This is a genomic window from Pseudomonas sp. TE3-3-F2023 (genome assembly GCF_036784815.1).
Taxonomy (GTDB): Bacteria; Pseudomonadota; Gammaproteobacteria; order Pseudomonadales; family Pseudomonadaceae; genus Aquipseudomonas; species Aquipseudomonas pudica.
This window is the reverse complement of record NZ_CP145113.1, coordinates 1,653,161-1,672,534: the sequence shown is the minus strand read 5'-3', so window position 1 is coordinate 1,672,534 and position 19,374 is coordinate 1,653,161. Positions and strand designations below refer to the sequence as shown.

The following is a 19,374-nucleotide window of genomic DNA, read 5'->3' as shown; positions in this document are numbered from 1 at the left end:
GGGTTGCGAAAGCTGTCAGCTGTGAAACGCCAGGCCTTTGTCGGCGGCGATTGCGCGTTCGAAGGCAAGGTTGGCGATTGCGGTGTCCTGGGCCCCGGTGCCGGTCAGGTCGCACAGGGTGACCTCATCGGCCTGTACCCGGCCCGGGTACAGCCCGGCGATGATCTGGCCCAGCTCGGAATGAACGGCCTGCTCGCTGACCGCGCCAGCGCGCAAGGCATGGTGCAGTTCGCCCAGCACGCGGGTCTGGCTCAGGCGGTCGGCGACATAGCGGTCGAGCCGGGCCAGGGCCGTGGGCGCGATCTCGTTCTTGTGCTCGGCATCCGAGCCCATGGCAGTGATGTGCAGCCCCGGTTGCAGGTGATGCGGCTGGATCAGCGGCTCGCGGCTGGGGGTGCAGGTGATGGCGATATCGACCGACTGCATGGCCTGGTCGACAGTGTCGCAAGCCTGTACCTGCAGTTGCCCATCGCGCCCCAGGTCATCGCATAACGCTGCGGTTCTCTGCGCATCGCGCCCCCACACCTTGACCTGTTCGATCGGCCGCACCAGGCGCAGTGCCTGCAGCTGCAGGCGTGCCTGTTCGCCACTGCCGATCAAGGCCACGCTGCGGCTGTCCTGCCGCGACAGCCAGCGTGCAGCTACCGCACCGGCTGCAGCGGTGCGCACGGCGGTGAGGTAGCCATTGTCGAGGAGCAAGGCATCGAGCAGGCCAGTGCGGGCCGACAGCAGCATCATCATGCCGTTGAGGCTGGGCAGGCCAAGCTTGGGGTTGTCGAAAAAGCCAGGGCTGACCTTGATCGCGAAACGCTCCAGCCCTGGCAGGTAGGCGGTTTTCACGTCTACCTCGCCGTTGTGCTCGGGCACATCCAGGCGCAGGATCGGCGGCATCGCCACCTTTGCCGTGGCAAGCAGGGCAAAGGCCTGCTCGATGGCATCGATCGCGTTGCGATCGAGGGTGATGCAGCTACGCAGGTCGGCTTCGCTGAGCAAGGTGATGGCCGGCATTCGAATACCTCCAGTGAAGGAAACTTGAATTTCAGGCGTCGCCGCCGTTGATGACGCGCTGATGCTGTGCGCTGTCGACGTTGCGCCCGCTGACCACCACCACGACCGGGCCGCGGGCCGTCACCAGGCCGTCGAGCAGCGCGGCGATGCCGACTGCGCCGGCACCTTCGAGTACCAGCCGTTCGTGCTGATAGGCGTGGCGCATGCCGTTGGCGATCGACGCTTCCGGCAGCAGGTGGAGTTGGTCGAGCAGACGCTGGGTCATGCTCAGGGTGTGCTGGTTGTCCAGGCCGATACCGCCGCCAAGCGAGTCGGCCAGGGTTGGCAGCTCCTCGACTTCGACCGGGCAGCCGGCCTGCAGGCTGGCGTACATCGCCGCGCCACGCTGCATGCTGACGCCATGGGTGGTGAGCGCCGGCTTGATGCTTTTCATGGCCAACGCCACACCCGCGAACAGGCCACCACCGGAGAGCGGAATCAGCACCTGCTCCACCTCGGGCAACTGCTCGATGATTTCCAGGCCCAGCGTGCCCTGGCCAGCGATGACCTGGGGGTGATCGAAAGGTGGAATCAGCGTTGCGCCCTGTTGCTCGGCATGTTGGTGCGCGGCCTGCTGGGCGTCGTCCTGGGAGTGGCCGACGATGCACACTTCGGCGCCCAGATCGCGGATGGCCTGGACCTTGTTGGCTGGCACCAGTTGCGAAAGAAACACGGTTGCCTTCACACCCAGTTGCGCAGCAGCGTGGGCCACCGCCCGGCCGTGATTACCGGTGGAAGCCGTAACCACGCCGCATGCGCGTTGTTCCGCGTTCAGTGCTGCGATGGCATTGCTGGCGCCACGCAGCTTGAAGCTGCCGGTGGTCTGCAGGGCTTCGAGCTTCAGGTAGACCGGCGTGCCCAGGTGCCGTGACAGGCTGGGGGAAAGTTCCAGCGGCGTGCTGCGCACCAGGCCGTGGATACGCTGGCGGGCGAGGTAGAGATCGTGAAGCGAGAGCGCTGACATGACCGGGACCCAACAAGTGAGCTGATGTTGGGCGGAGTGTATGAGGCGAAAATTGTCGTGATGAATGTACTAGGGCAATTTGCCGGGGAATTTGTTTTTGCCTGCAGCGGCCTCTTCGCGGGCACGCCCGCTCCCACAGGTATCGCGTATTTCCGTAACCCCGCACGGAACCTGTGGGAGCGGGTTTACCCGCGAAGAGCCCGGTACAGACCGCTCAAAGCTCGTGGATCTGCGGATACTGCCCGAACAACTCCCGCATATCGCCAAAGGCCTGCCGCAGCTTCGCCTCGGAACACTCGGCGCCCACGCACAAGCGCACGGCCCGTGGCCGCGGTGTACCGCGCACCAGGAACGGCTCCGGCGGCGTTACCGCAATCTGCCGGCGGCGCAGGGCACGCACCAGGCTGTCCACTTCCCACCGCTCGGGAATGTTCAGCCACGCCCCTAAGGCATGGGCGTGCTGACCACGCACATAATCCCCCAGGTACTCACGCAACAACGCCTGACGCTCGCCCAGCAAGGTGCGCTGCAGCGCCACCAGCTGCGCCGCGCGCCCATCGTTGATCCAGCGCGATGCAATCTCCGCCACCAGGGGCGTGGCCATCCAGCTGTTGACCCGCAAGATGCTCTCGGTGCGCAGCGCCAGGCGCTTGGGCATGGCCAGGTAGCCCACGCGCAGGCCGGTAAGCACGGACTTGGTCATGCTGGTGCAGTAGAACGACAGTTCCGGCGCATAGGAGCTGAGCGGCCTGGCATGGCTGCCACCCAGCAGCGGCCCGTAAACGTCATCTTCGATGATATGCACGCCAAAGCGCCGGGCAATTTCGGCAATCTCCTGGCGCCGGCTGTCGGGCATCAGGCTGACGGTAGGGTTGTTGAGGTTGGGTGTGCACACCAGCGCGGTCACACGCTCGTTGCTGCAGATGTCCTCGAAATGCTCCGGGTTGATGCCCTCGCGGTCCATCTCCAGGCCTTTGAGGGTGAAACCGAGCACCTGTGAATTGCCGATCACGCCATGGTCGGTCAACCCCTCGCACAGCACCACATCATCCGGCCCGGCCAGCGAGGCCAGGGCCAGGAAGATGGCGTGGGCGGCGCCATTGGTGACCAGCACATCGTCACGCTCGACCTGCATGCCCAGGCCGGCCAGCCAGCGCACTGCGGCCTCGCGGTGGCTCTCGAAGCCGGCGATGGGCCGGTAGGCATGAATCCACGGCTGCTCCTCTTCCACGGCCAGCTCGGCGCAGGTGTCGCGCCAGATACGCTCATGCACCTGGGTGTGCAGAATGCGAGTGATGGAGAAGTCGACCAGGGTACGCTCGGGCAGGTCGATGATGTCATCCGACACACGGTCGCTCATGCGCCGGCTGACGAAACTGCCTCGGCCAATCTCGCAACGCACCAGGCCTTGGCGCTCCAGTTCCTTGTAGGCATTGGTCACGGTCTGCACGCTGATGCCCAAGGCATCGGCTACCTGCCGCTGCGGTGGCAGGCGCTGGTCATGTACCAATACGCCGCGCTCGATTTCGCCGGTGACCGCCTGGACCAGAATCTTGTATTTGGACTCGCCGATGCGGGCGGTGTCCAGGGCTGCCTTCCAACTGTGCATCATGATGTTCGCTTCACTTGCCGGGGCCAGGGTCACAGCATCCCCCGTACAGGTGCTTCGGGCAATTGTCCTAGTGCAATGCCATCGCCGTTTCAGCTTTTGTATGCTCGGCCCAAGGTCGAACTCCCGCTGCCTGGCAGCCTCGAACAAACGACCCACCCTGCATTCGCTGTTTTGCTCCACTGCCTCCTAACACAGAGCCGTCGATGACGGTTTTTATAACAAACAGGAGCTTCATTGATGAGCCAGCCTTTCAACGTTCCACGCCCCTTCCAGCACCTGCTGATGGCCTGTGCCGCCTTCGGTGTGCTTGCCAGCGCCCAGGCTGCCAGCCTGGACGAAATCAAGGAAACCAGCCACATCCGCATCGGCTACGCCAACGAAACCCCGTTCGCCTTTACCGAGACCGATGGCCGGGTAACCGGGGAGTCACCGGAAATCGCCAAGATCATCTTCGAGAAGATGGGCATCAAGCAGGTCGATGGCGTGCTCACAGAGTGGGGTTCGTTGATCCCGGGCTTGCGCGCCGGGCGCTTCGATGTGATTGCCGCCGGCATGTACATCACCCCGGCACGCTGCAAGCAGGTGATCTTCACCGACCCGCAGTACGCCCTGCCCGACACCCTGCTGGTTGCACAGGGCAATCCGAAGAACCTGCACAGCTACGCCGACATCGCCAGGAGCCCGGACGTGAAACTGGCGATCATGGCGGGCACGGTCAACCTCGCCTATGCCCGCGAATCCGGCATCACGGATGCGCAGATCCTTCAGGTGCCGGACACCACCGCCCAGTTGCAGGCCGTGCGCGCCGGCCGCGCCGATGCTGCCGTGGGCACCCAGCTGACCATGAAGGGCCTGGCGAAAAAGGGTGGCGACAAGGTAGAGGCGATCAGCGACTTCACGGATGACCCGGCCCACACCGGCTACGGTGCCCTGGCCTTCCGCCCCGAGGACAAGGCCCTGCGCGACGCGGTCAACGCCGAGATGAAAAAGTGGCTGGGCAGTGAGGAGCATCTCAAGACCGTCGCGCCGTTCGGCTTCGACCGCAGCAACGTGACAGACAAGACCGCCGCCGAGCTCTGTGCCCAGCAGTGAATCGAGGTGGCATGGCGCTTGCCGTGCCATTCCCTGTGTAATCCGATTATTCAGGTCGAACCATGGGTGAATTGATACCGTTGTTACTGCAAGGCGCCTGGGTCACCATCCAGGTCACCTTCTTCGGCTCGCTGCTGGCCATCGTCGCCGCGATCCTCGCCGCCCTTGGCCGGCGTTCGTCATGGCGGCCATTGAGCTGGCTTTGCGTGGCCTACATCGAGCTGTTCCGCGGCACCTCGTTGCTGGTGCAGTTGTTCTGGTTGTTCTTCGTATTGCCGCTGCCACCGTTCAACCTCGAACTCAGCGCCTACACCGTGGCGATCGTCGGCCTCGGGCTGCATATCGGTGCCTACGGTGCCGAAGTGATGCGCGGGGCGATCAGCTCGGTGGCCAAAGGGCAGTACGAAGCCTGCACCGCGCTGAACATGCCCGCCACCATCCGCTTCCGGCGGATCATCCTGCCGCAGGCATTGCTGGCGGCCATCGCACCTGGCACCAACCTGCTGATCGAACTGCTGAAAAACACATCGCTGGTGTCGCTGATCACCCTGTCGGACCTTAGCTTCCGCGCCCGTCAGCTGGACCAGGCGACTTTCCAGACCCTGGAAATCTTCAGCCTCACCCTGCTGCTCTACTTCGTCCTGGCGCAGGTCATCAACTTCCTCATGCGTCGGGTCGAACGGCGCCTGAGCCGCGGTCGCCTGCGGGGGAGCCTGTCATGAATTTCTGGGACTGGAACTACGTCGCGCAAATCCTGCCCGACTTGCTGCAGGCGTCGCTGAAAACCCTGGGCATCACCGTGGTTGGCTTCCTGATTGCAGTGGTGCTGGGCCTGTTCCTGGCCATCGCCCGACGCAGCCGCCAGGCCTGGCTGTCATGGCCGGTGGCATTGCTGATCGAGTTCATCCGCAGTACGCCGCTGCTGATCCAGGTGTATTTCCTCTATTACGTGCTGCCCAACTACGGGGTCAACATGACCGCCATGCAGGCCGGCATCATCGGTATCGGCGTGCACTACGCCTGTTACCTGGCCGAGGTTTACCGCGGCGGCCTCGACTCGGTGGCGCGCAGCCAGTGGGAAGCGGTGGTCGCCCTCAACTTCGCGCCATGGACCGCCTACCGGGCAGTCATCCTGCCCCAGGCGATTCGGCCGATCCTGCCGCCGTTGGGCAACTACCTGATCGCCATGCTCAAGGACACCCCGGTGCTGTCGGCCATCACCGTGGTGGAAATCATGCAGCAGGCCAAGAATGTCGGCTCCGAAAGCTTCCGCTACCTCGAGCCGATCACCCTGGTCGGTCTGTTCTTCCTGGCCTTGAGCGTCGCTCTGGCCTACCTCGTTCGGCGCCTTGAAGTGCGCCTGGAGCTCCGCTGATGATCGCCCCTGTGACCCACTTCGCCAGTGCCACCGCCACAGCCACCCAGCCGCTGGACACCCACATGCCCACACCGGCCATTGCCCAACCGATCGTCAGTTTCAAGGACGTGACCAAACGCTACGGCAGCTTCACCGTACTCGACGGCCTCAACCTCGATGTCGCCCCTGGCGAAAAGGTGGCGATCATCGGCCCCAGTGGCTCGGGCAAGTCGACATTGCTGCGGGTACTGATGACACTTGAGGGCATCGACCAGGGCATGATCGAAGTCGATGGCGAATCGCTCACCCACATGCCTGGGCGCAACGGCACGCAGCTCATCGCCAACGAGCGACATGTACGCAAAGTGCGGGCGAAGATCGGCATGGTGTTCCAGAGTTTCAACCTGTTCCCGCACATGAGTGCCTTGCAGAACGTGATCGAGGCCCCGGTCCAGGTGTTGGGCGTGAAGCCGGCCGAGGCGCGTGAACGGGCTGCCGAGTTGCTGGAGATGGTTGGCCTGGGCAACAAGTTCGAGCACTACCCATCGCAATTGTCCGGTGGCCAGCAACAGCGCGTGGCGATTGCCCGGGCGCTGGCGATGCGGCCCAAGGTGATGCTGTTCGACGAAGTGACCTCGGCGCTGGACCCGGAACTGTGTGGCGAGGTGCTGAACGTGATCCGCCGGTTGGGCAGCGAGCACAACCTGACCATGCTGATGGTGACGCATCAGATGGGCTTTGCCCGGGAGTTCGCGGATCGGGTGTGCTTTTTCTACAAGGGGCAGATCCACGAACAGGGGACGCCGGCACAGATCTACGAAAACCCGCAACAGGAGCGGACCCGGGCGTTCCTGAGTGCAGTGCGGGAGGCGAACTGACCGGCGATCGTCGCGTCAGTACTCGCGCCGCTTGCGAAAAGCCCAGCGCCCCACCAGCACGGTGAAGGTCGCCACCAGGGCCACCAGTACCCAGAAACCATGGGGGTTTTCCGCCAGCGGCACACCCCCGACGTTCATGCCGAAGAAGCCGGCGATGATGTTGATGGGCAGGGCCAGCACAGTCACCACAGTCAGGGTGAACAGGGTGCGGTTGGTCTGTTCGTTGAGCTTGGCGGCGATTTCTTCCTGCAGCAGTTTGATCCGCTCACCGAGGGCGGTGAGGTCGCTGATCACCAGGGTGAACTCTTCTGTGGCCGCGCGCAGCTGGCGTATGTCCTGTTCCTGCAGCCAGTCGGGCGGCCGGTTCAGCAGCCGCAGCAGCGCCCCTGGCTCCAGCGCCAGCAGGCGCTGCAGGCGCACCAGCACCCGGCGCATGCTGCCCAGTTCGGCGCGGTTGTCGCTCAGACGCTGGGACAGCAACTGGTCTTCGATGCGGTCGACGCTGGTGGTGGTTTCACGCACGATCTGGGTCAGCACATCGCCCTGGTCGCGCAGCAGATGGACCAGCAACTCGATGGACGAATGAAAGCGCTCGCCACGCTTGACCGACGAGCGCAACTTGTCCACCGAATGCAACGGCTGCAACCGGGCGCTCACCAGCAGCTGGCTGCTGGCGCAGGCCCACAGCGTGGAAATGTCCGAGGTCACCAGGCCGAAGTTGAACACCACATCGTTGACCACCGCCAGCAGTGCCGCGTCGGCGTGTTCGAGACGGGTCGAGCGCGAACCTTCGCGCAGGGTTTCGAAGAAGGCTTCGGGCAGCTGCAGGTGGGTGCGCAACCAGCGTTCGCAGGCAGCGTGGGCCAGGTTCAGGTGCACCCACAGAAACTCGCCAGGTTCCAGCGGCTGGCCGAGCATGCGCAACAACTGCGCCGAATCAATTTCGCGCCCCGGCTGGCCAGGGCGGAAGGCGAAGGCGTAGAGCAGGCCGAACAGGTCGTGGTCCTGTGGCAGATGCAGCGCGGGATGGCCCATTCGAACTCGCAATGAGGCACGGGAGATGGCAGAAAGGTTGCTGAATATTCGTTGCAGTCAGATGACAGCTGGATAGCTGAAAGCCCTTTGGGCTGCGCTGTCGCGTAGAGACCCTGTGGGAGCGGCTTTAGCCGCGAAGAATCCAGCGTGGTGCGTGGCACCGGCTGCGCCGGTGTTCGCGGCTGAAGCCGCTCCCACAGGGGGCCCTGCTAATTCAATGCGTTATGTGCAGCCTTATGAGAACGGGCACGCCCGCTCCCACAGGGTGTGCGGCGCGAAACCTGAGAAAGCGCAGCCATCACTTCACAAATTCCTGAACTGATTATTTGCCCGCAGCGATTTTTCCCCTCGCAAACCGCCACCAGAATCGCTTCACCACAATCACAAGAACCGTGAGGCCACTCCCGTGGACCAGACACTCCAGGTACGGCAAGCCGCCGCCGACCTCGTTGCGGCGTTCGCCAGCAACGACACTGCTCGCTATTTCGCCTGCTTCAGCGAAGACGCCACCTTCCTTTTCCACACCCTGCCGCAACCGCTGCTGTCGCGCCATGCCTACGAGCAACTCTGGGCCCAGTGGCAGGCCGACGGGTTTGCCGTGCTCGCCTGCGAATCGGGCAATGCCCAGGTGAGCCTGCAAGGTGACGTGGCGATCTTCATGCATGATGTGGCCACGCACATCCGCATCGCCGGCGAAGAACACCAGTTGAGCGAGCGCGAAACCATTGTCTTCCGCCGCCACGGCGAACGGTGGCTGGCCTGCCACGAGCACCTGTCGGTCGTATCGCCGGCCTGATCATCCATTTACGCGGCCCTGCCGCCCTGCCATCGCACCCACAATAAGGCCCGCGTACTGCGCCGGCCCACAACAACCGCGCTGGAGCATCACCATGAGCCACTCGACCGGTATCGAGACCAACGGCGTCGAACAGATCCCCGACGATCAACGCGACGCCTCCCCGCTGGACCTGTTCCGCCTGATCTTCGGCGGCGCCAATACCTTCGCCACAGCCGTGCTGGGCAGCTTCCCGGTGCTGTTCGGGCTGTCGTTCCAGGCCGGTGTGTGGGCGATCCTGCTCGGCGTCGGCGTGGGTGCGCTGATCCTCGCGCCCATGGGCCTGTTCGGCGCGCTCAACGGCACCAACAACGCGGTGTCGTCGGGTGCGCACTTTGGCGTGCACGGTCGCATCGTCGGTTCGTTCCTGTCGCTGCTCACCGCAGTGGCATTCTTTTCGCTGTCGGTCTGGAGCTCGGGCGATGCCCTGGTCGGCGGCGCCAAGCGCCTGGCCGGCCTGCCGGAAACCGACCTGACCCTGGGCCTGGCTTACGGCCTGTTCGCGGTACTGGTGCTGGTGGTGTGCATCTTCGGCTTCCGCTTCATGCTGTGGGTCAACAAGATTGCCGTCTGGGCCTCGAGCCTGCTGTTCCTGCTGGGCATCGTTGCCTTTGCCGGGCCGTTCGATGCCGGTTACGCGGGTAGCGTCAACCTCGGCCAGGCGGGCTTCTGGGCGGCATTCGTCGGTGCGGCAATCCTGGCCATGAGCAACCCGGTGTCGTTCGGTGCGTTCCTCGGCGACTGGTCGCGCTACATCCCGCGTGAAACGCCCAAGGCGCGCATCATGCTGGCGGTGATCGCGGCCCAGGGCGCGACACTGATCCCGTTCCTGTTCGGCCTGTGCACCGCCACCCTGGTGGCCACCCAGGCGCCGGACTACATCGCTGCCAACAACTACGTCGGTGGCCTGCTGGCGGTGGCGCCAAGCTGGTTCTTCCTGCCGGTGTGCCTGATTGCGGTGATCGGCGGCATGTCCACCGGCACAACGGCGCTGTACGGCACCGGCCTGGACATGTCCAGCGTGTTCCCACGCCTGCTCAGCCGTGCCGGCGCCACGCTGCTGATCGGCGTGCTGGCGATCGGCTTCATCTTCGTCGGCCGCTTCACTTTCAACCTGGTGCAGAGCGTTTCGACCTTCGCCGTGCTGATCATCACCTGCACCAGCCCGTGGATGGTGATCATGATCCTTGGCCTGATCACTCGCCGCGGCTTCTACCATGCCGACGACCTGCAGGTATTCACCCGCGGCCAGCGTGGCGGCCACTACTGGTTCCTGCATGGCTGGAACTGGCGCGGCATGGGGGCGTGGATCCCCAGCGCGGCGGTGGGCCTGTGCTTCGTCAACCTGCCAGGGCAGTTCGTCGGCCCACTGGGCGACCTGGCCGGCGGCATCGACCTGAGCCTGCCGGTCACCCTGGGGCTGGCAGGTGTGCTGTACCTGCTGCTGCTCAACCTTTTCCCCGAACCTGCCGGCGTGTATGGCCCCCAAGGCCCGCGTTGGGTGCGTTGCAAAAGCACCGCGCACACCCCGGTAACCACCGCCGAAATGGCCTGACTGGAAACCGACCATGACCACTTCCCACTACATTGCCGGCCGCTGGGTCGAAGGCCAGGGCAGCGACTGCATCAGCGTCAATGACCCGGCCCTTGGGCAACCGTTTGCCGAACTGATGGCCGCCAGCGTCGGCCAGGTAGACCAGGCCGTGACCGCTGCCCGTGGCGCCCTGCACGCCTGGAAAAGCACCAGCGCCAGCGAACGCGCCGCCTACCTGCGCGGCTTTGCCGAACAACTCGGGCAGCGCCGTGAAGCGTTGATCACCTTGCAGATGCGCAACAATGGCAAGCCACGTCACGAGGCGGAAATCGACCTGAACGACGCCATCGCCACCTTCGGCTACTACGCCGAACTGGCCGAGCAACTGCCATCGAAGAACCGTGACGTGCCGTTGGCTGCACCGGGCTTCAGCGCTCGCACCCGCCTGGAACCGGTGGGCGTGGTCGGCCTGATCGTGCCGTGGAACTTCCCGCTGGTGACCAGCGCCTGGAAGCTCGCCCCGGCCCTGGCCGCCGGTTGCACCGTGGTGCTCAAGCCGTCGGAAGTCACCCCGCTGATCGAACAGGCCTACGGCCAGATCGCCGATGCCCTGGGGCTGCCGGCCGGGGTGTTGAACATCATCAACGGCAAGGCCGAAACCGGCGCTGCACTGAGCAATCACAATGGCCTGGACAAGCTGTCGTTCACCGGCAGCAATAGTGTTGGCAGCCAGGTAATGCGCAGCGCTTCGGCGCAGTGCCGGCCGGTTACGCTGGAGCTGGGTGGCAAGTCGGCGATCGTGGTGTTCGATGATTGCGATGTGGGCCAGGCGGTGGAATGGATCGTCGCCGGCATCACCTGGAACGCCGGGCAGATGTGCTCGGCCACTTCGCGGCTGCTGGTGCAGGACGGCATTGCCGAGGCACTGCTGCCGCGCTTGCAGGAGGCACTGGAAAACCTGCGGGTCGGTAATCCGTTGACCGAGGAGGTCGACATGGGGCCGCTGACCAGCCAGGCGCAGTGGCTGAAAGTGGCCGGCTACTTTGCCACGGCGCGGGAAGAAGGCTTGCAGTGCCTGGTAGGTGGCAAGGCGCTGGACCGGGATGGCTGGTTCGTCAGCCCGACGCTGTATGCCGATGTGCCGAAAGACAGCCGCCTGTGGACCGAGGAAATCTTTGGCCCGGTGCTGTGCGCGCGTCGCTTTGCGACCGAGGAACAGGCGATTGCCGAGACCAACGATAGCCGCTTCGGGCTGGTGGCGACGGTGTGCTCTGCCGATCTGGACCGTGCCGAGCGGGTAGCCGATGCGCTGGAGGTTGGCCATGTGTGGATCAACTCGGTGCAGGCAGTGTTCGTCGAGACCTCGTGGGGTGGCACCAAGGGTAGCGGGATCGGGCGTGAGCTGGGGCCTTGGGGGTTGTCGGCCTACCAATCGGTCAAGCATGTGACGCGCTGTCTGGGTTGAGATTTCCGGGGCCGCTTTACGGCCCTTTCGCGACACAAGGCCGCTCCTACAAGAACCGCGTATGAGCCGGGCTTACCGGCCTCTTCGCGGGTAAACCCGCTCCCACAGGGATAGCGCAGGCCTGAAGGGCAGCACCGTACCTGTGGGAGCGGGCTTGCCCGCGAAGAGGCCGGTACAGGCGACACGAAACTCTGCGCCCGCGTGACTTTCCCCTCCCCGCGCAAAGTCCCACTTCCTGGTACCCCCCACAATCACAACACCAGGCCGGACCACCCATGCACCCTCAACGCACCGCCTTGCACAACGAACTGCACGCCCGCCCGTCGCTGTATTTCGACGGCCCGGCGCATGTCTTCCACCTGGCCTTGCTCGGCGGCGATGCTGCCTGTGCGGCACTGCTGCAACGCTGCTGCCCGGATGGCCTGGACACCGCAGCCGCCCAAGGCATCACCCGCCTCGATGGTCATCCGTTCAAGTGGGAACGGCACACCGAGTTCTTCACCCTGACCCTGGTGGTGCCTTGCACGGCCGCCGACACCGAGTGGCAAACGCTGCCGCCGGTGCTGGCCGAGGCTATCGCCCCGCAAGCGGCGCAGGTGATCAACGCGGTGCAGGTGCTGGTCCGTGACGAACACGAACTGGACCTGCCCCACTACGGTTTCAAGGACCCGTGCGGCTCCTGCGTCGGCGGTGGCGATGCGGTGGTGTGGAGCGATTTTCGCCTGACCGAGGACGGCACCAACCGCTTCCTGTTCATCAACCGTCGCCTCAATGCCTACCGTCAGGGCCGCATGATCCGCCGTCTGCTGGAGATCGAGACCTACCGCATGATGGCCTCGCTGACCCTGACCACCGCCAAGGACCTGAGCCAGGAGCTGGATGCCTTCGACAAGACCCTGGTCAGCCTCTCGGAGCGCAGTGCCGGGGTCGATGGCCATGATTCCAAAGGGTTGTTGGAGGCCATTGCCCACCTGTCACGCCAGGTGGTCAGCCGCACGGTGAAAACCCGCCACCGCTTCGGCGCCACGCAAGCCTATGCGCAACTGGTGTTCGAGCGCCTGGGCGAGCTGCGGGAAAGCCATGTGGGCGACTGCCAGCGCCTGGGGGTGTTCATCGAACGCCGGTTCAAACCGACCGTGCGCTACTGCGCGGCCACCGAACAGCGCCTGGAGCAGTTGGCAAAGAATGTGGCCAACCTGGGCGACCTGTTGCAGGCACGGGTACAGGTGGAGATGGAAGAACAGAACGCCGAGATCCTGCGCAGCCTCAATGCCCGGGCCGATGCCCAAGTGAAGATTCAACGGGCGGTGGAGGGGCTGTCGATCATTGCCATCACCTACTACCTGCTGAACTTGTTCAAGCTGCTGTATGGCGGGCTGAATGTGCTGGGGTTGGGGCTGACGGCGCGGGATGGGCTGTTGGCCATGGCGCCGCCTGTGCTGTTGGTGTTGCTGGTGATCTTGCTGAGAATCAGGCGGGCCAAGCAACATTGAGGCTGGGGCTGCTTTGCAGCCCAATCGCCGGCAAGCCAGATCCCAAAGGTATTGCGTACGGCTTGAAGTCGACGCGGTCCTTGTGGGAGCTGGCTTGCCGGCGATCGGCTTTACACCGACTCTTCAGCCGGGCGAGCACCCTCCTGCAGCAACACCATGCTCTGCGGCGACGACAGGGCGATGCCCTCGTCACGCAGACGCCCAAGGATGGTGAACAACAGGTCACTGCGCGTGCCGGACACCTGCCGCGGCCCCGCCACGTAACCGCTCACACCAATCACCATCCCGCTGCTGGTCAGGTCCTTGAACGACACCGAAGTGGCCGGTGCATCCAGAATCGCCTCGTGCTCCTGGTACGCTGCCAGCAGCAATTCGCGCACACGGTTGGCGTCGGTCTCCAGCGGCAGCGTGAGCGTGATGCCGACCACACCCAAGGCATTGCCCATGGTCACGTTGCGCACGTTCTGCGAGATGAACTGCGAGTTGGGCACGATGACCGTAGAGCGGTCGGACATCTGGATCTCGGTGGCGCGCACATTGATACGGCGAATGTCACCCTCGACGCCAGCCAGGCTGACCCAGTCGCCCACCTTGACCGGCCGCTCGGTAAGCAGGATCAGACCGGAGATGAAGTTCTGCACGATCTGCTGCAGACCGAAACCGATACCCACCGACAGGGCACTGACCACCCAGGTCAGGCTGGTGAGGTTGATGCGCAGGGTCGACATCACCAGCATGGCCAGGAAGATGAAGCCCAGGTAACCCACCAGAGTCACCAGCGAGGCACGCATGCCGGCGTCCATGTCGGTTTCCGGCAGCAGGCGATCGCTCAGCCAGCGCTTGACCACGCGGATGGCGAACAGGCCGCCGAGGAACATCACCACTGCCAACAGAATGTCCTGGGGGACAATGTTCATGTTGCCCAGCAGCTTGCCGCCGGTCTCGTCCCAATCACCCAGGCTCAGCAGCAGTTCGCTGGGGCTGGTGCCCGATGGCATCAGTGCCAGCAACAGCGCCAGGAACAGCACCACGGTGCGGCCAATGCCGGCCAGGATGGTGCTGGCCTGGGCCTGGTGACGTGGCGCCAGGCCCAGGGTCGAGGCCAGCGCCAGGCCGCCGGGCTGGCGGGGCGACAGCAGGGTTTCGCAGAGGTCGCCAAAGAACGTGGTCAGCAGGTAGGCACAGGTAATCACCAGGCTGACCCACAGCAGCTTGGCGGTGAGGAAGTAGGCGAGTGTCAGGTAACCGGCGAGCAAGGCCAGCAGGATCAACGTAAGCCAGATCACCATCACGAACGGGATCAGCCCGGCCAGGCCTGTGGGGCGCTCCAGGTCATGCTTGCGCAGGGTGCGGCGGTAACGCAGCAGCGCACCGGCGAAGGTGAACGCCACTACCAGCGCGGTCAGGCCGTTGACCGCCACGGTCAGCGCCAGGCTGGCACCGATCACGCTGTTGATGCGCTCCATGGTCATCATGACCATCAGCGCCAACGCCAGCACCTTGGGGAACCAGCCCAGGGCGCTGGCCACTTCATCGTGAATAGGCGGCAGGCGCCAGGACGGGCGCTGCAGCATCAGCATGGCGCGGCCCAGGCCGGTGATGAAGGCGCTGAACACCACCAGCGCGAGCACATGATTGGCCAGGCTGGTGATATCGGCGCCCAACTCGGCGCTGCTCTCCAGCCCCCAACGCAGCAGCGAGACCGAGCCGGCGATGGTGCCCAAGGTTGCCAGGCTGACACCCAGCGCCAGCGCACTGCGGCGCAGGCGGCCTTCGGGCAGCCAGCTGACCATGGCGCCGGCGAGAAGGCGCTCGAGCACGCGGCGCACCAAGGTCCAGACCAGGATTGCCGCCACCAGGCTGGTAATGAACAACCAGCGATTTTCAGCACTGAAGGCACTACTGATGGCATCAGCCGTCTCACCACGCAGGTCACGCAGGCGTGCCACATCGTCCTGGGTGGGGCGAATGATGCTCTGCCAGAACGCCGGGCTCAGCGGTGAGGCTGCGCGGCTGGTGATCTGCGAGTTGAACTGGCTGCGGCGCAGGTTGACGATTTGCGTGGACAGGTCGCGGGCCGACTGGGTCAGCTTGGTCGCCTGGTCCCGCTGAGCTACCAAGGCCTTTTTCTCGGCCTCAAGCTCCTTGCGCTGCTGGGTCAGTGTGGCGGCCTCGTCCTGCTGGACCGGGCCGATGACCTTGAGTTTGTCGTCGACTTTTTCCACATCCGTGGTGCGCAAAGCACTTAACGCATCGGCCTGGCGCTGGACCTGCATGGCGCCCAGGCGCAATTGCGAAAGCAGATCATCGTTGGCCTCGCTGGTGACACCCTGGCGGATCTGGTCCAGCCGATCACTCAACTGCTCGATGCTGGCGTTTTCATCCAGCACGTTCGCTTCGGCAACCGCCAGATTGGACAAGGGCGTGGCCGGGGCCGACCAGGCCGGGCTGGCAATGGCCAGCATCAGGGCCAGGAAAACCATCAGGCCTGGGCAATAACGGGCAAGGCTGACACGCCTCATCGAATATTCCTCTTTACAATTCGATTTGGCGGGGGATTCTACGCGGCTTCACGCGATCAGGAGAGTGCCGTTTCTCGTTTGAGCAGTTGCTGTTTGCGCTCGACGCCCCAGCGGTAGCCGCTGATGTCGCCGTCGCGGCGGACCACCCGATGGCAAGGGATGGCTACGGCTATGTGGTTGGCCGCGCAGGCCATGGCCACGGCACGTACTGCCTTGGGCGCACCAATGCGCTCGGCGATGTCGGTGTAGCTGACCCGGCTGCCGGCCGGCACCTCGCGCAGGGCCTGCCACACCCGCTCCTGGAACGCAGTGCCTTGCACATCCAGTGGCAAGGCCAGGCCCAACGCCGGGGCTTCGACGAAGCCCACCACCTCGGCGACCAACCGTTCGTAGGCACTATCGCCGCCGACCAGGTGAGCCTTGGGGAACTGGTCCTGCAGGTCGCGCAGCAGGGCTTCGGGGTCATCGCCCAGCAGGATCGCGCAAATGCCCTTCTCGCTCTGGGCGACCAGGATCGCGCCCAAGGAGCACTGGCCGAGGGCGAAGTGGATGGTTGCCCCGGCGCCGCCGGCACGGTATTGCCGCGGGCGCATGCCCAGGCGCTGGTCGGCGCTTTCGTAGAAACGGCTGTTGGAGTTGTAGCCGGCGTCATAGATGGCATCGGTGACAGAGCGTTGGCCATCTTCCAGGTGCTCGCGCAGGCGCCGGGCACGGGAAGCGGTGGCGTAGGCCTTGGGGGTGAGGCCGGTTTCGGCCTTGAACAGGCGATGCAGGTGGAAAGGGCTGACGGCCAGTTGCGCGCTGAGTTGATCTAGGCTGGGCGCGGGATCGCTGGCTTCGATCAGGCGGCAGGCGCGGGTGACCAGCTGGCTGTGACGAGTGGCGCTGGCGTTGCAGGTGGCGGTGCAACGTTTGCAGGCGCGGTAGCCGGCGGCTTCGGCGGCGGCTGGGGTGTCGTAGAACTCGACGTTGGTTCGCTTGGCAAGGCGTGATTTGCAGCCGGGCTGGCAGTAGATCCCGGTGGTGCGCACGGCGTAGACGAAGTGGCCGCTGGCGGCGGTTTCGCGGGATTCTACGGCTTGCCAGCGTTGGTCGGGGGTGGTGTAGGGGTTCATTAGTAAATGTCCAGATTGGTTGTCGCCTGTGCCGGCCCTTTCGCGGGTGAACCCGCTCCCACAGGTACTGCATAGACCTTCCAGGCTGTGGAAATCCCTGTGGGAGCGGGTTTACCCGCGAAGAGGCCGGCACAGGCAGTGCAAAACTTCAGGCACGCCACAGGTACCAGGCCGCCACGGTGCGGTACGGTCGCCAGCCTCCGCCCAGCGAACGCATTTGCGCAGGCGTCGGCGCCTTGTCCAGCCCCTTCATCCGCCGATACCCCTCGCGCACGCCAAAATCGTCGACCGGCAGAACGTCCGAACGCGCCAGGCTGTAGATCAGCAGCATCTCCACCGTCCACCGCCCTACCCCACGCAATGCCACCAGTCGTTCGATCAACGCCTCGTCAGCCAGGGCCAGTGCCTCCTCCCGGCTCGGCACCAGGCCATCCAGCCGGCCTTGGGCAATACCCTGGATCGTCGCCATCTTGCTCGCGGAAAAACCGCAGGCGCGCATGATTTCCGGTGTAACTGCCAACAACTGCTCCGGCGTTGGGAACGCAGCTTCTGGAAACAGCGCCAGCAAGCGCCCAAGAATTGCCTCGGCAGCACGGGCATGCAGTTGCTGGTAGGCAATCGCCCGCACCAACACCTCATAAGGCTCCCGCCCCGGCGTGGCCTGGTGCAGGCATGGCCCGGTCGCTGCGATATGCCGCGACCAGTCCGGGTCGAGCGCCGCCAGGTATTCGGTGGCCTCGCGGTACGCGTCAGGCGAAAGGTCGGCCAGGATCATGGCACCTCCATCAAGTCGATTGCAGGTCCAGCTTAGCGCAGCCGTTCATCGGGCAAACGCCGGTTCTTGCGCGGCTAATTCCTGGCATGCCATTGCTCCGCGCTATCGTCCCCGCATAGAATTGAGAACCATTCACAATCGCATGTGTTCACAGGACCGGGCCTTCGCCAAGATGCAGATCAACGAAACGCTCAAGCCGACCGAGGTTGCTCTGCTCTACCAGGCCCACCACAGCTGGCTTAGCGGCTGGCTGCGCAGCCGGGTAGGTTGCAGCGAGCACGCCGCCGACCTGGCCCAGGATACCTTCGTGCGGCTGTTGCGGGCTCGCCAGCTGTCGCCGCTGAAGGAACCACGTGCCTACCTCAGCAGCATTGCCCGTGGCCTGATGATCGACCAGTTCCGCCGCCGCGCGCTGGAACGGGCCTACCAGGAAAGCCTGGCTCACCTGCCCGAAGCCGAAGTGCCAAGCGAAGAAGATCGACTGGTCATCCTTGATACCCTGGCGCGCCTCGATCGTGCCCTGCACCAGCTGAAACCGCGTGCCCGCCAGGCATTCCTGCTGGCTCAGCTCGACGGTTTGAGCATTGTGCAGGTTGCCCTGCGCCTGGGTGTGTCGCGAGCCACCGTCGAGCGGGACCTGGCCAAGGCTCTGGGCGTTTGCTACCGGTTGCGCTATGCCGACGCCTGATAGCGCGCCCACACAGGCGCACGTCGACCAGGCCATCGACTGGTTGGTGAAGTTGCGCTTCGACAGCCCAAGCCCGCATACCGAGCAGCAGTTCCAGCACTGGCTGGCCAGCCATCCGCACAACCCCTTGGCCTGGCAGCGGGTCAGCCACCTCAGTGACGAACTGGCAGGGCTACCCAAGGGCCTGAGCCGGCGCACGCTGGATGGTAGCCAGCGCCATCGCATCAACCGCCGCGACCACCTCAAGCTGCTGGCCGTGCTGGCCGTGGGCGGCAGCCTGGGCTGGGCTGCGCGCGAACCGCTGGGCATACCCCAGCTACTGGCCGACAGCAGCACGGCCACAGGCGAGCGTCGCCAGCTGCAAGGCAGCGATGGCAGCCGCATACAACTCAATACCGCCAGTGCCATCGACCTGCGTTACAGCGCCGAGCAGCGCCGGATGCAACTGGTGCGTGGCGAGGTGAGCCTGGACAGCAACCCCAACGACAACCGCCCGTTTCGCATCGACACCCGCGTTGGCCAACTAGCCACCCTCGACGGCCAACTGCTGCTGCGCGAGAACGACCAGGGGCTGTTGCTGGCCGTACGCCGGGGCGACGTCACACTGTTCCCCACCTCGGCCTCGCCACGTCGGGTGCTACCAGGCGAAACCTTGCAGGTGTGGGCCAGCGGCAGCTTCCAGGCGGTGACGCTGCACAGCGACCCCTGGGGCTGGACCGACGGCGTGCTCAGCGTGCAGCAGATGCCGCTGGGCGAGTTCATCGCCGAGCTGGCGCGCTACCGCCCGGGCCTGCTGCGCTGTGCCCCGGAAGTGGCAGCCCTGAAGGTGTCCGGTACCTACCAGCTGGCCGACACCGGGCAAATCCTGCAGCTGCTCACCCGCAGCCTGCCGGTGCGGGTCGATTACCGCACGCGTTATTGGGTGAGCATCGGTACGGCCTGAAAAATTTCCGAAAATAAAT

Annotated in this window: 17 protein-coding genes; 10 read left to right on the top strand and 7 right to left on the bottom strand. The window is 64.7% G+C overall.

Annotation, left to right across the window (positions count from 1 at the left end; all coding sequences use genetic code 11):
* Positions 1 to 15 precede the first annotated feature (15 nt).
* The 3 genes from eutC to V3314_RS07555 all read right to left on the bottom strand — a co-directional run bounded on the left by eutC (position 16) and on the right by V3314_RS07555 (position 3,620).
* Positions 16 to 1,008 (bottom strand): ectoine utilization protein EutC, encoded by a 993-nt coding sequence (gene eutC / locus V3314_RS07565; protein ID WP_046616761.1) that lies wholly within the window; start codon positions 1,006 to 1,008, stop codon positions 16 to 18.
* A gap of 31 nt (positions 1,009 to 1,039) precedes the next feature.
* Positions 1,040 to 2,011, bottom strand: coding sequence for a hydroxyectoine utilization dehydratase EutB (gene eutB, locus V3314_RS07560; protein WP_338460099.1), 972 nt, complete (start codon positions 2,009 to 2,011; stop codon positions 1,040 to 1,042).
* A 214-nt stretch (positions 2,012 to 2,225) separates the two neighbouring features.
* Positions 2,226 to 3,620 carry a PLP-dependent aminotransferase family protein gene (locus tag V3314_RS07555; protein ID WP_338460310.1) on the bottom strand — a complete coding sequence of 465 codons (1,395 nt, stop codon included), beginning with the start codon at positions 3,618 to 3,620 and terminating at the stop codon, positions 2,226 to 2,228.
* Between the two features lie 285 nt (positions 3,621 to 3,905).
* Here V3314_RS07555 and ehuB point away from each other — a divergent pair, with 285 nt between their 5' ends.
* The 4 genes from ehuB (at position 3,906) to ehuA (ending at position 6,950) form a co-directional block, all read left to right on the top strand.
* Entirely contained in the window at positions 3,906 to 4,715 is an 810-nt protein-coding gene (gene ehuB / locus V3314_RS07550; RefSeq protein WP_108480159.1) for an ectoine/hydroxyectoine ABC transporter substrate-binding protein EhuB, read from the top strand.
* A gap of 62 nt (positions 4,716 to 4,777) precedes the next feature.
* Positions 4,778 to 5,437 carry an ectoine/hydroxyectoine ABC transporter permease subunit EhuC gene (gene ehuC / locus V3314_RS07545; RefSeq protein ID WP_046616765.1) on the top strand — a complete coding sequence of 220 codons (660 nt, stop codon included), beginning with the start codon at positions 4,778 to 4,780 and terminating at the stop codon, positions 5,435 to 5,437.
* A complete protein-coding gene (ehuD, locus tag V3314_RS07540; RefSeq protein ID WP_046616766.1) occupies positions 5,434 to 6,090 on the top strand; it encodes an ectoine/hydroxyectoine ABC transporter permease subunit EhuD in 657 nt (218 codons plus the stop codon). The genes ehuC and ehuD overlap by 4 nt, the downstream gene beginning before the upstream one ends.
* A gap of 65 nt (positions 6,091 to 6,155) precedes the next feature.
* Positions 6,156 to 6,950, top strand: coding sequence for an ectoine/hydroxyectoine ABC transporter ATP-binding protein EhuA (gene ehuA, locus V3314_RS07535; RefSeq protein WP_178081818.1), 795 nt, complete (start codon positions 6,156 to 6,158; stop codon positions 6,948 to 6,950).
* A 15-nt stretch (positions 6,951 to 6,965) separates the two neighbouring features.
* On the opposite strand, the gene V3314_RS07530 is transcribed toward ehuA, so the two are convergent.
* Positions 6,966 to 7,985, bottom strand: a complete 1,020-nt coding sequence (locus V3314_RS07530) for a transporter (protein ID WP_196173250.1) — start codon at positions 7,983 to 7,985, stop codon at positions 6,966 to 6,968.
* Between the two features lie 406 nt (positions 7,986 to 8,391).
* Here V3314_RS07530 and V3314_RS07525 point away from each other — a divergent pair, with 406 nt between their 5' ends.
* The 4 genes from V3314_RS07525 to V3314_RS07510 all read left to right on the top strand — a co-directional run bounded on the left by V3314_RS07525 (position 8,392) and on the right by V3314_RS07510 (position 13,312).
* A complete protein-coding gene (locus tag V3314_RS07525) occupies positions 8,392 to 8,781 on the top strand; it encodes a nuclear transport factor 2 family protein (protein ID WP_015268917.1) in 390 nt (129 codons plus the stop codon).
* Positions 8,782 to 8,875: 94 nt separating this feature from the next.
* On the top strand, positions 8,876 to 10,375 hold the full coding sequence (locus V3314_RS07520) for a cytosine permease (protein WP_046616768.1): 1,500 nt from the start codon (positions 8,876 to 8,878) through the stop codon (positions 10,373 to 10,375).
* Between the two features lie 13 nt (positions 10,376 to 10,388).
* A complete protein-coding gene (locus V3314_RS07515) occupies positions 10,389 to 11,819 on the top strand; it encodes an aldehyde dehydrogenase family protein (RefSeq protein ID WP_338460098.1) in 1,431 nt (476 codons plus the stop codon).
* A gap of 275 nt (positions 11,820 to 12,094) precedes the next feature.
* A complete protein-coding gene (locus V3314_RS07510; protein ID WP_338460097.1) occupies positions 12,095 to 13,312 on the top strand; it encodes a DUF3422 domain-containing protein in 1,218 nt (405 codons plus the stop codon).
* A 110-nt stretch (positions 13,313 to 13,422) separates the two neighbouring features.
* On the opposite strand, the gene V3314_RS07505 is transcribed toward V3314_RS07510, so the two are convergent.
* The 3 genes from V3314_RS07505 to V3314_RS07495 all read right to left on the bottom strand — a co-directional run bounded on the left by V3314_RS07505 (position 13,423) and on the right by V3314_RS07495 (position 17,724).
* Positions 13,423 to 15,834, bottom strand: coding sequence for a DUF3772 domain-containing protein (locus V3314_RS07505; protein ID WP_338460096.1), 2,412 nt, complete (start codon positions 15,832 to 15,834; stop codon positions 13,423 to 13,425).
* Between the two features lie 56 nt (positions 15,835 to 15,890).
* Positions 15,891 to 16,949 (bottom strand): bifunctional DNA-binding transcriptional regulator/O6-methylguanine-DNA methyltransferase Ada, encoded by a 1,059-nt coding sequence (gene ada, locus V3314_RS07500; protein WP_322493324.1) that lies wholly within the window; start codon positions 16,947 to 16,949, stop codon positions 15,891 to 15,893.
* Between the two features lie 148 nt (positions 16,950 to 17,097).
* Positions 17,098 to 17,724: a DNA-3-methyladenine glycosylase gene (locus V3314_RS07495; RefSeq protein ID WP_196173259.1), complete on the bottom strand. Its 627-nt coding sequence runs from the start codon at positions 17,722 to 17,724 to the stop codon at positions 17,098 to 17,100.
* Positions 17,725 to 17,896: 172 nt separating this feature from the next.
* On the opposite strand from V3314_RS07495, the gene V3314_RS07490 reads away from it, so the two are divergent.
* Both V3314_RS07490 and V3314_RS07485 read left to right on the top strand, forming a co-directional pair.
* Entirely contained in the window at positions 17,897 to 18,412 is a 516-nt protein-coding gene (locus tag V3314_RS07490) for a sigma-70 family RNA polymerase sigma factor (RefSeq protein WP_046616809.1), read from the top strand.
* Positions 18,399 to 19,355 carry a FecR domain-containing protein gene (locus V3314_RS07485; protein WP_338460095.1) on the top strand — a complete coding sequence of 319 codons (957 nt, stop codon included), beginning with the start codon at positions 18,399 to 18,401 and terminating at the stop codon, positions 19,353 to 19,355. The genes V3314_RS07490 and V3314_RS07485 overlap by 14 nt, the downstream gene beginning before the upstream one ends.
* Positions 19,356 to 19,374: the final 19 nt, after the last annotated feature.

Coding starts and splice junctions, on each gene's coding strand:
- V3314_RS07505 (WP_338460096.1), bottom strand. CDS start 15,834: ATGAGGCGTGTCAGCCTTGCCCGTTATTGCCCAGGCCTGATGGTTTTC.
- V3314_RS07510 (WP_338460097.1), top strand. CDS start 12,095: ATGCACCCTCAACGCACCGCCTTGCACAACGAACTGCACGCCCGCCCG.
- ehuB (WP_108480159.1), top strand. CDS start 3,906: ATGGCCTGTGCCGCCTTCGGTGTGCTTGCCAGCGCCCAGGCTGCCAGC.
- ehuD (WP_046616766.1), top strand. CDS start 5,434: ATGAATTTCTGGGACTGGAACTACGTCGCGCAAATCCTGCCCGACTTG.
- ada (WP_322493324.1), bottom strand. CDS start 16,949: ATGAACCCCTACACCACCCCCGACCAACGCTGGCAAGCCGTAGAATCC.
- eutB (WP_338460099.1), bottom strand. CDS start 2,011: ATGTCAGCGCTCTCGCTTCACGATCTCTACCTCGCCCGCCAGCGTATC.
- ehuA (WP_178081818.1), top strand. CDS start 6,156: ATGCCCACACCGGCCATTGCCCAACCGATCGTCAGTTTCAAGGACGTG.
- V3314_RS07555 (WP_338460310.1), bottom strand. CDS start 3,620: ATGCACAGTTGGAAGGCAGCCCTGGACACCGCCCGCATCGGCGAGTCC.
- V3314_RS07515 (WP_338460098.1), top strand. CDS start 10,389: ATGACCACTTCCCACTACATTGCCGGCCGCTGGGTCGAAGGCCAGGGC.
- V3314_RS07520 (WP_046616768.1), top strand. CDS start 8,876: ATGAGCCACTCGACCGGTATCGAGACCAACGGCGTCGAACAGATCCCC.
- eutC (WP_046616761.1), bottom strand. CDS start 1,008: ATGCCGGCCATCACCTTGCTCAGCGAAGCCGACCTGCGTAGCTGCATC.
- V3314_RS07495 (WP_196173259.1), bottom strand. CDS start 17,724: ATGATCCTGGCCGACCTTTCGCCTGACGCGTACCGCGAGGCCACCGAA.
- ehuC (WP_046616765.1), top strand. CDS start 4,778: ATGGGTGAATTGATACCGTTGTTACTGCAAGGCGCCTGGGTCACCATC.
- V3314_RS07485 (WP_338460095.1), top strand. CDS start 18,399: ATGCCGACGCCTGATAGCGCGCCCACACAGGCGCACGTCGACCAGGCC.
- V3314_RS07530 (WP_196173250.1), bottom strand. CDS start 7,985: ATGGGCCATCCCGCGCTGCATCTGCCACAGGACCACGACCTGTTCGGC.
- V3314_RS07490 (WP_046616809.1), top strand. CDS start 17,897: ATGCAGATCAACGAAACGCTCAAGCCGACCGAGGTTGCTCTGCTCTAC.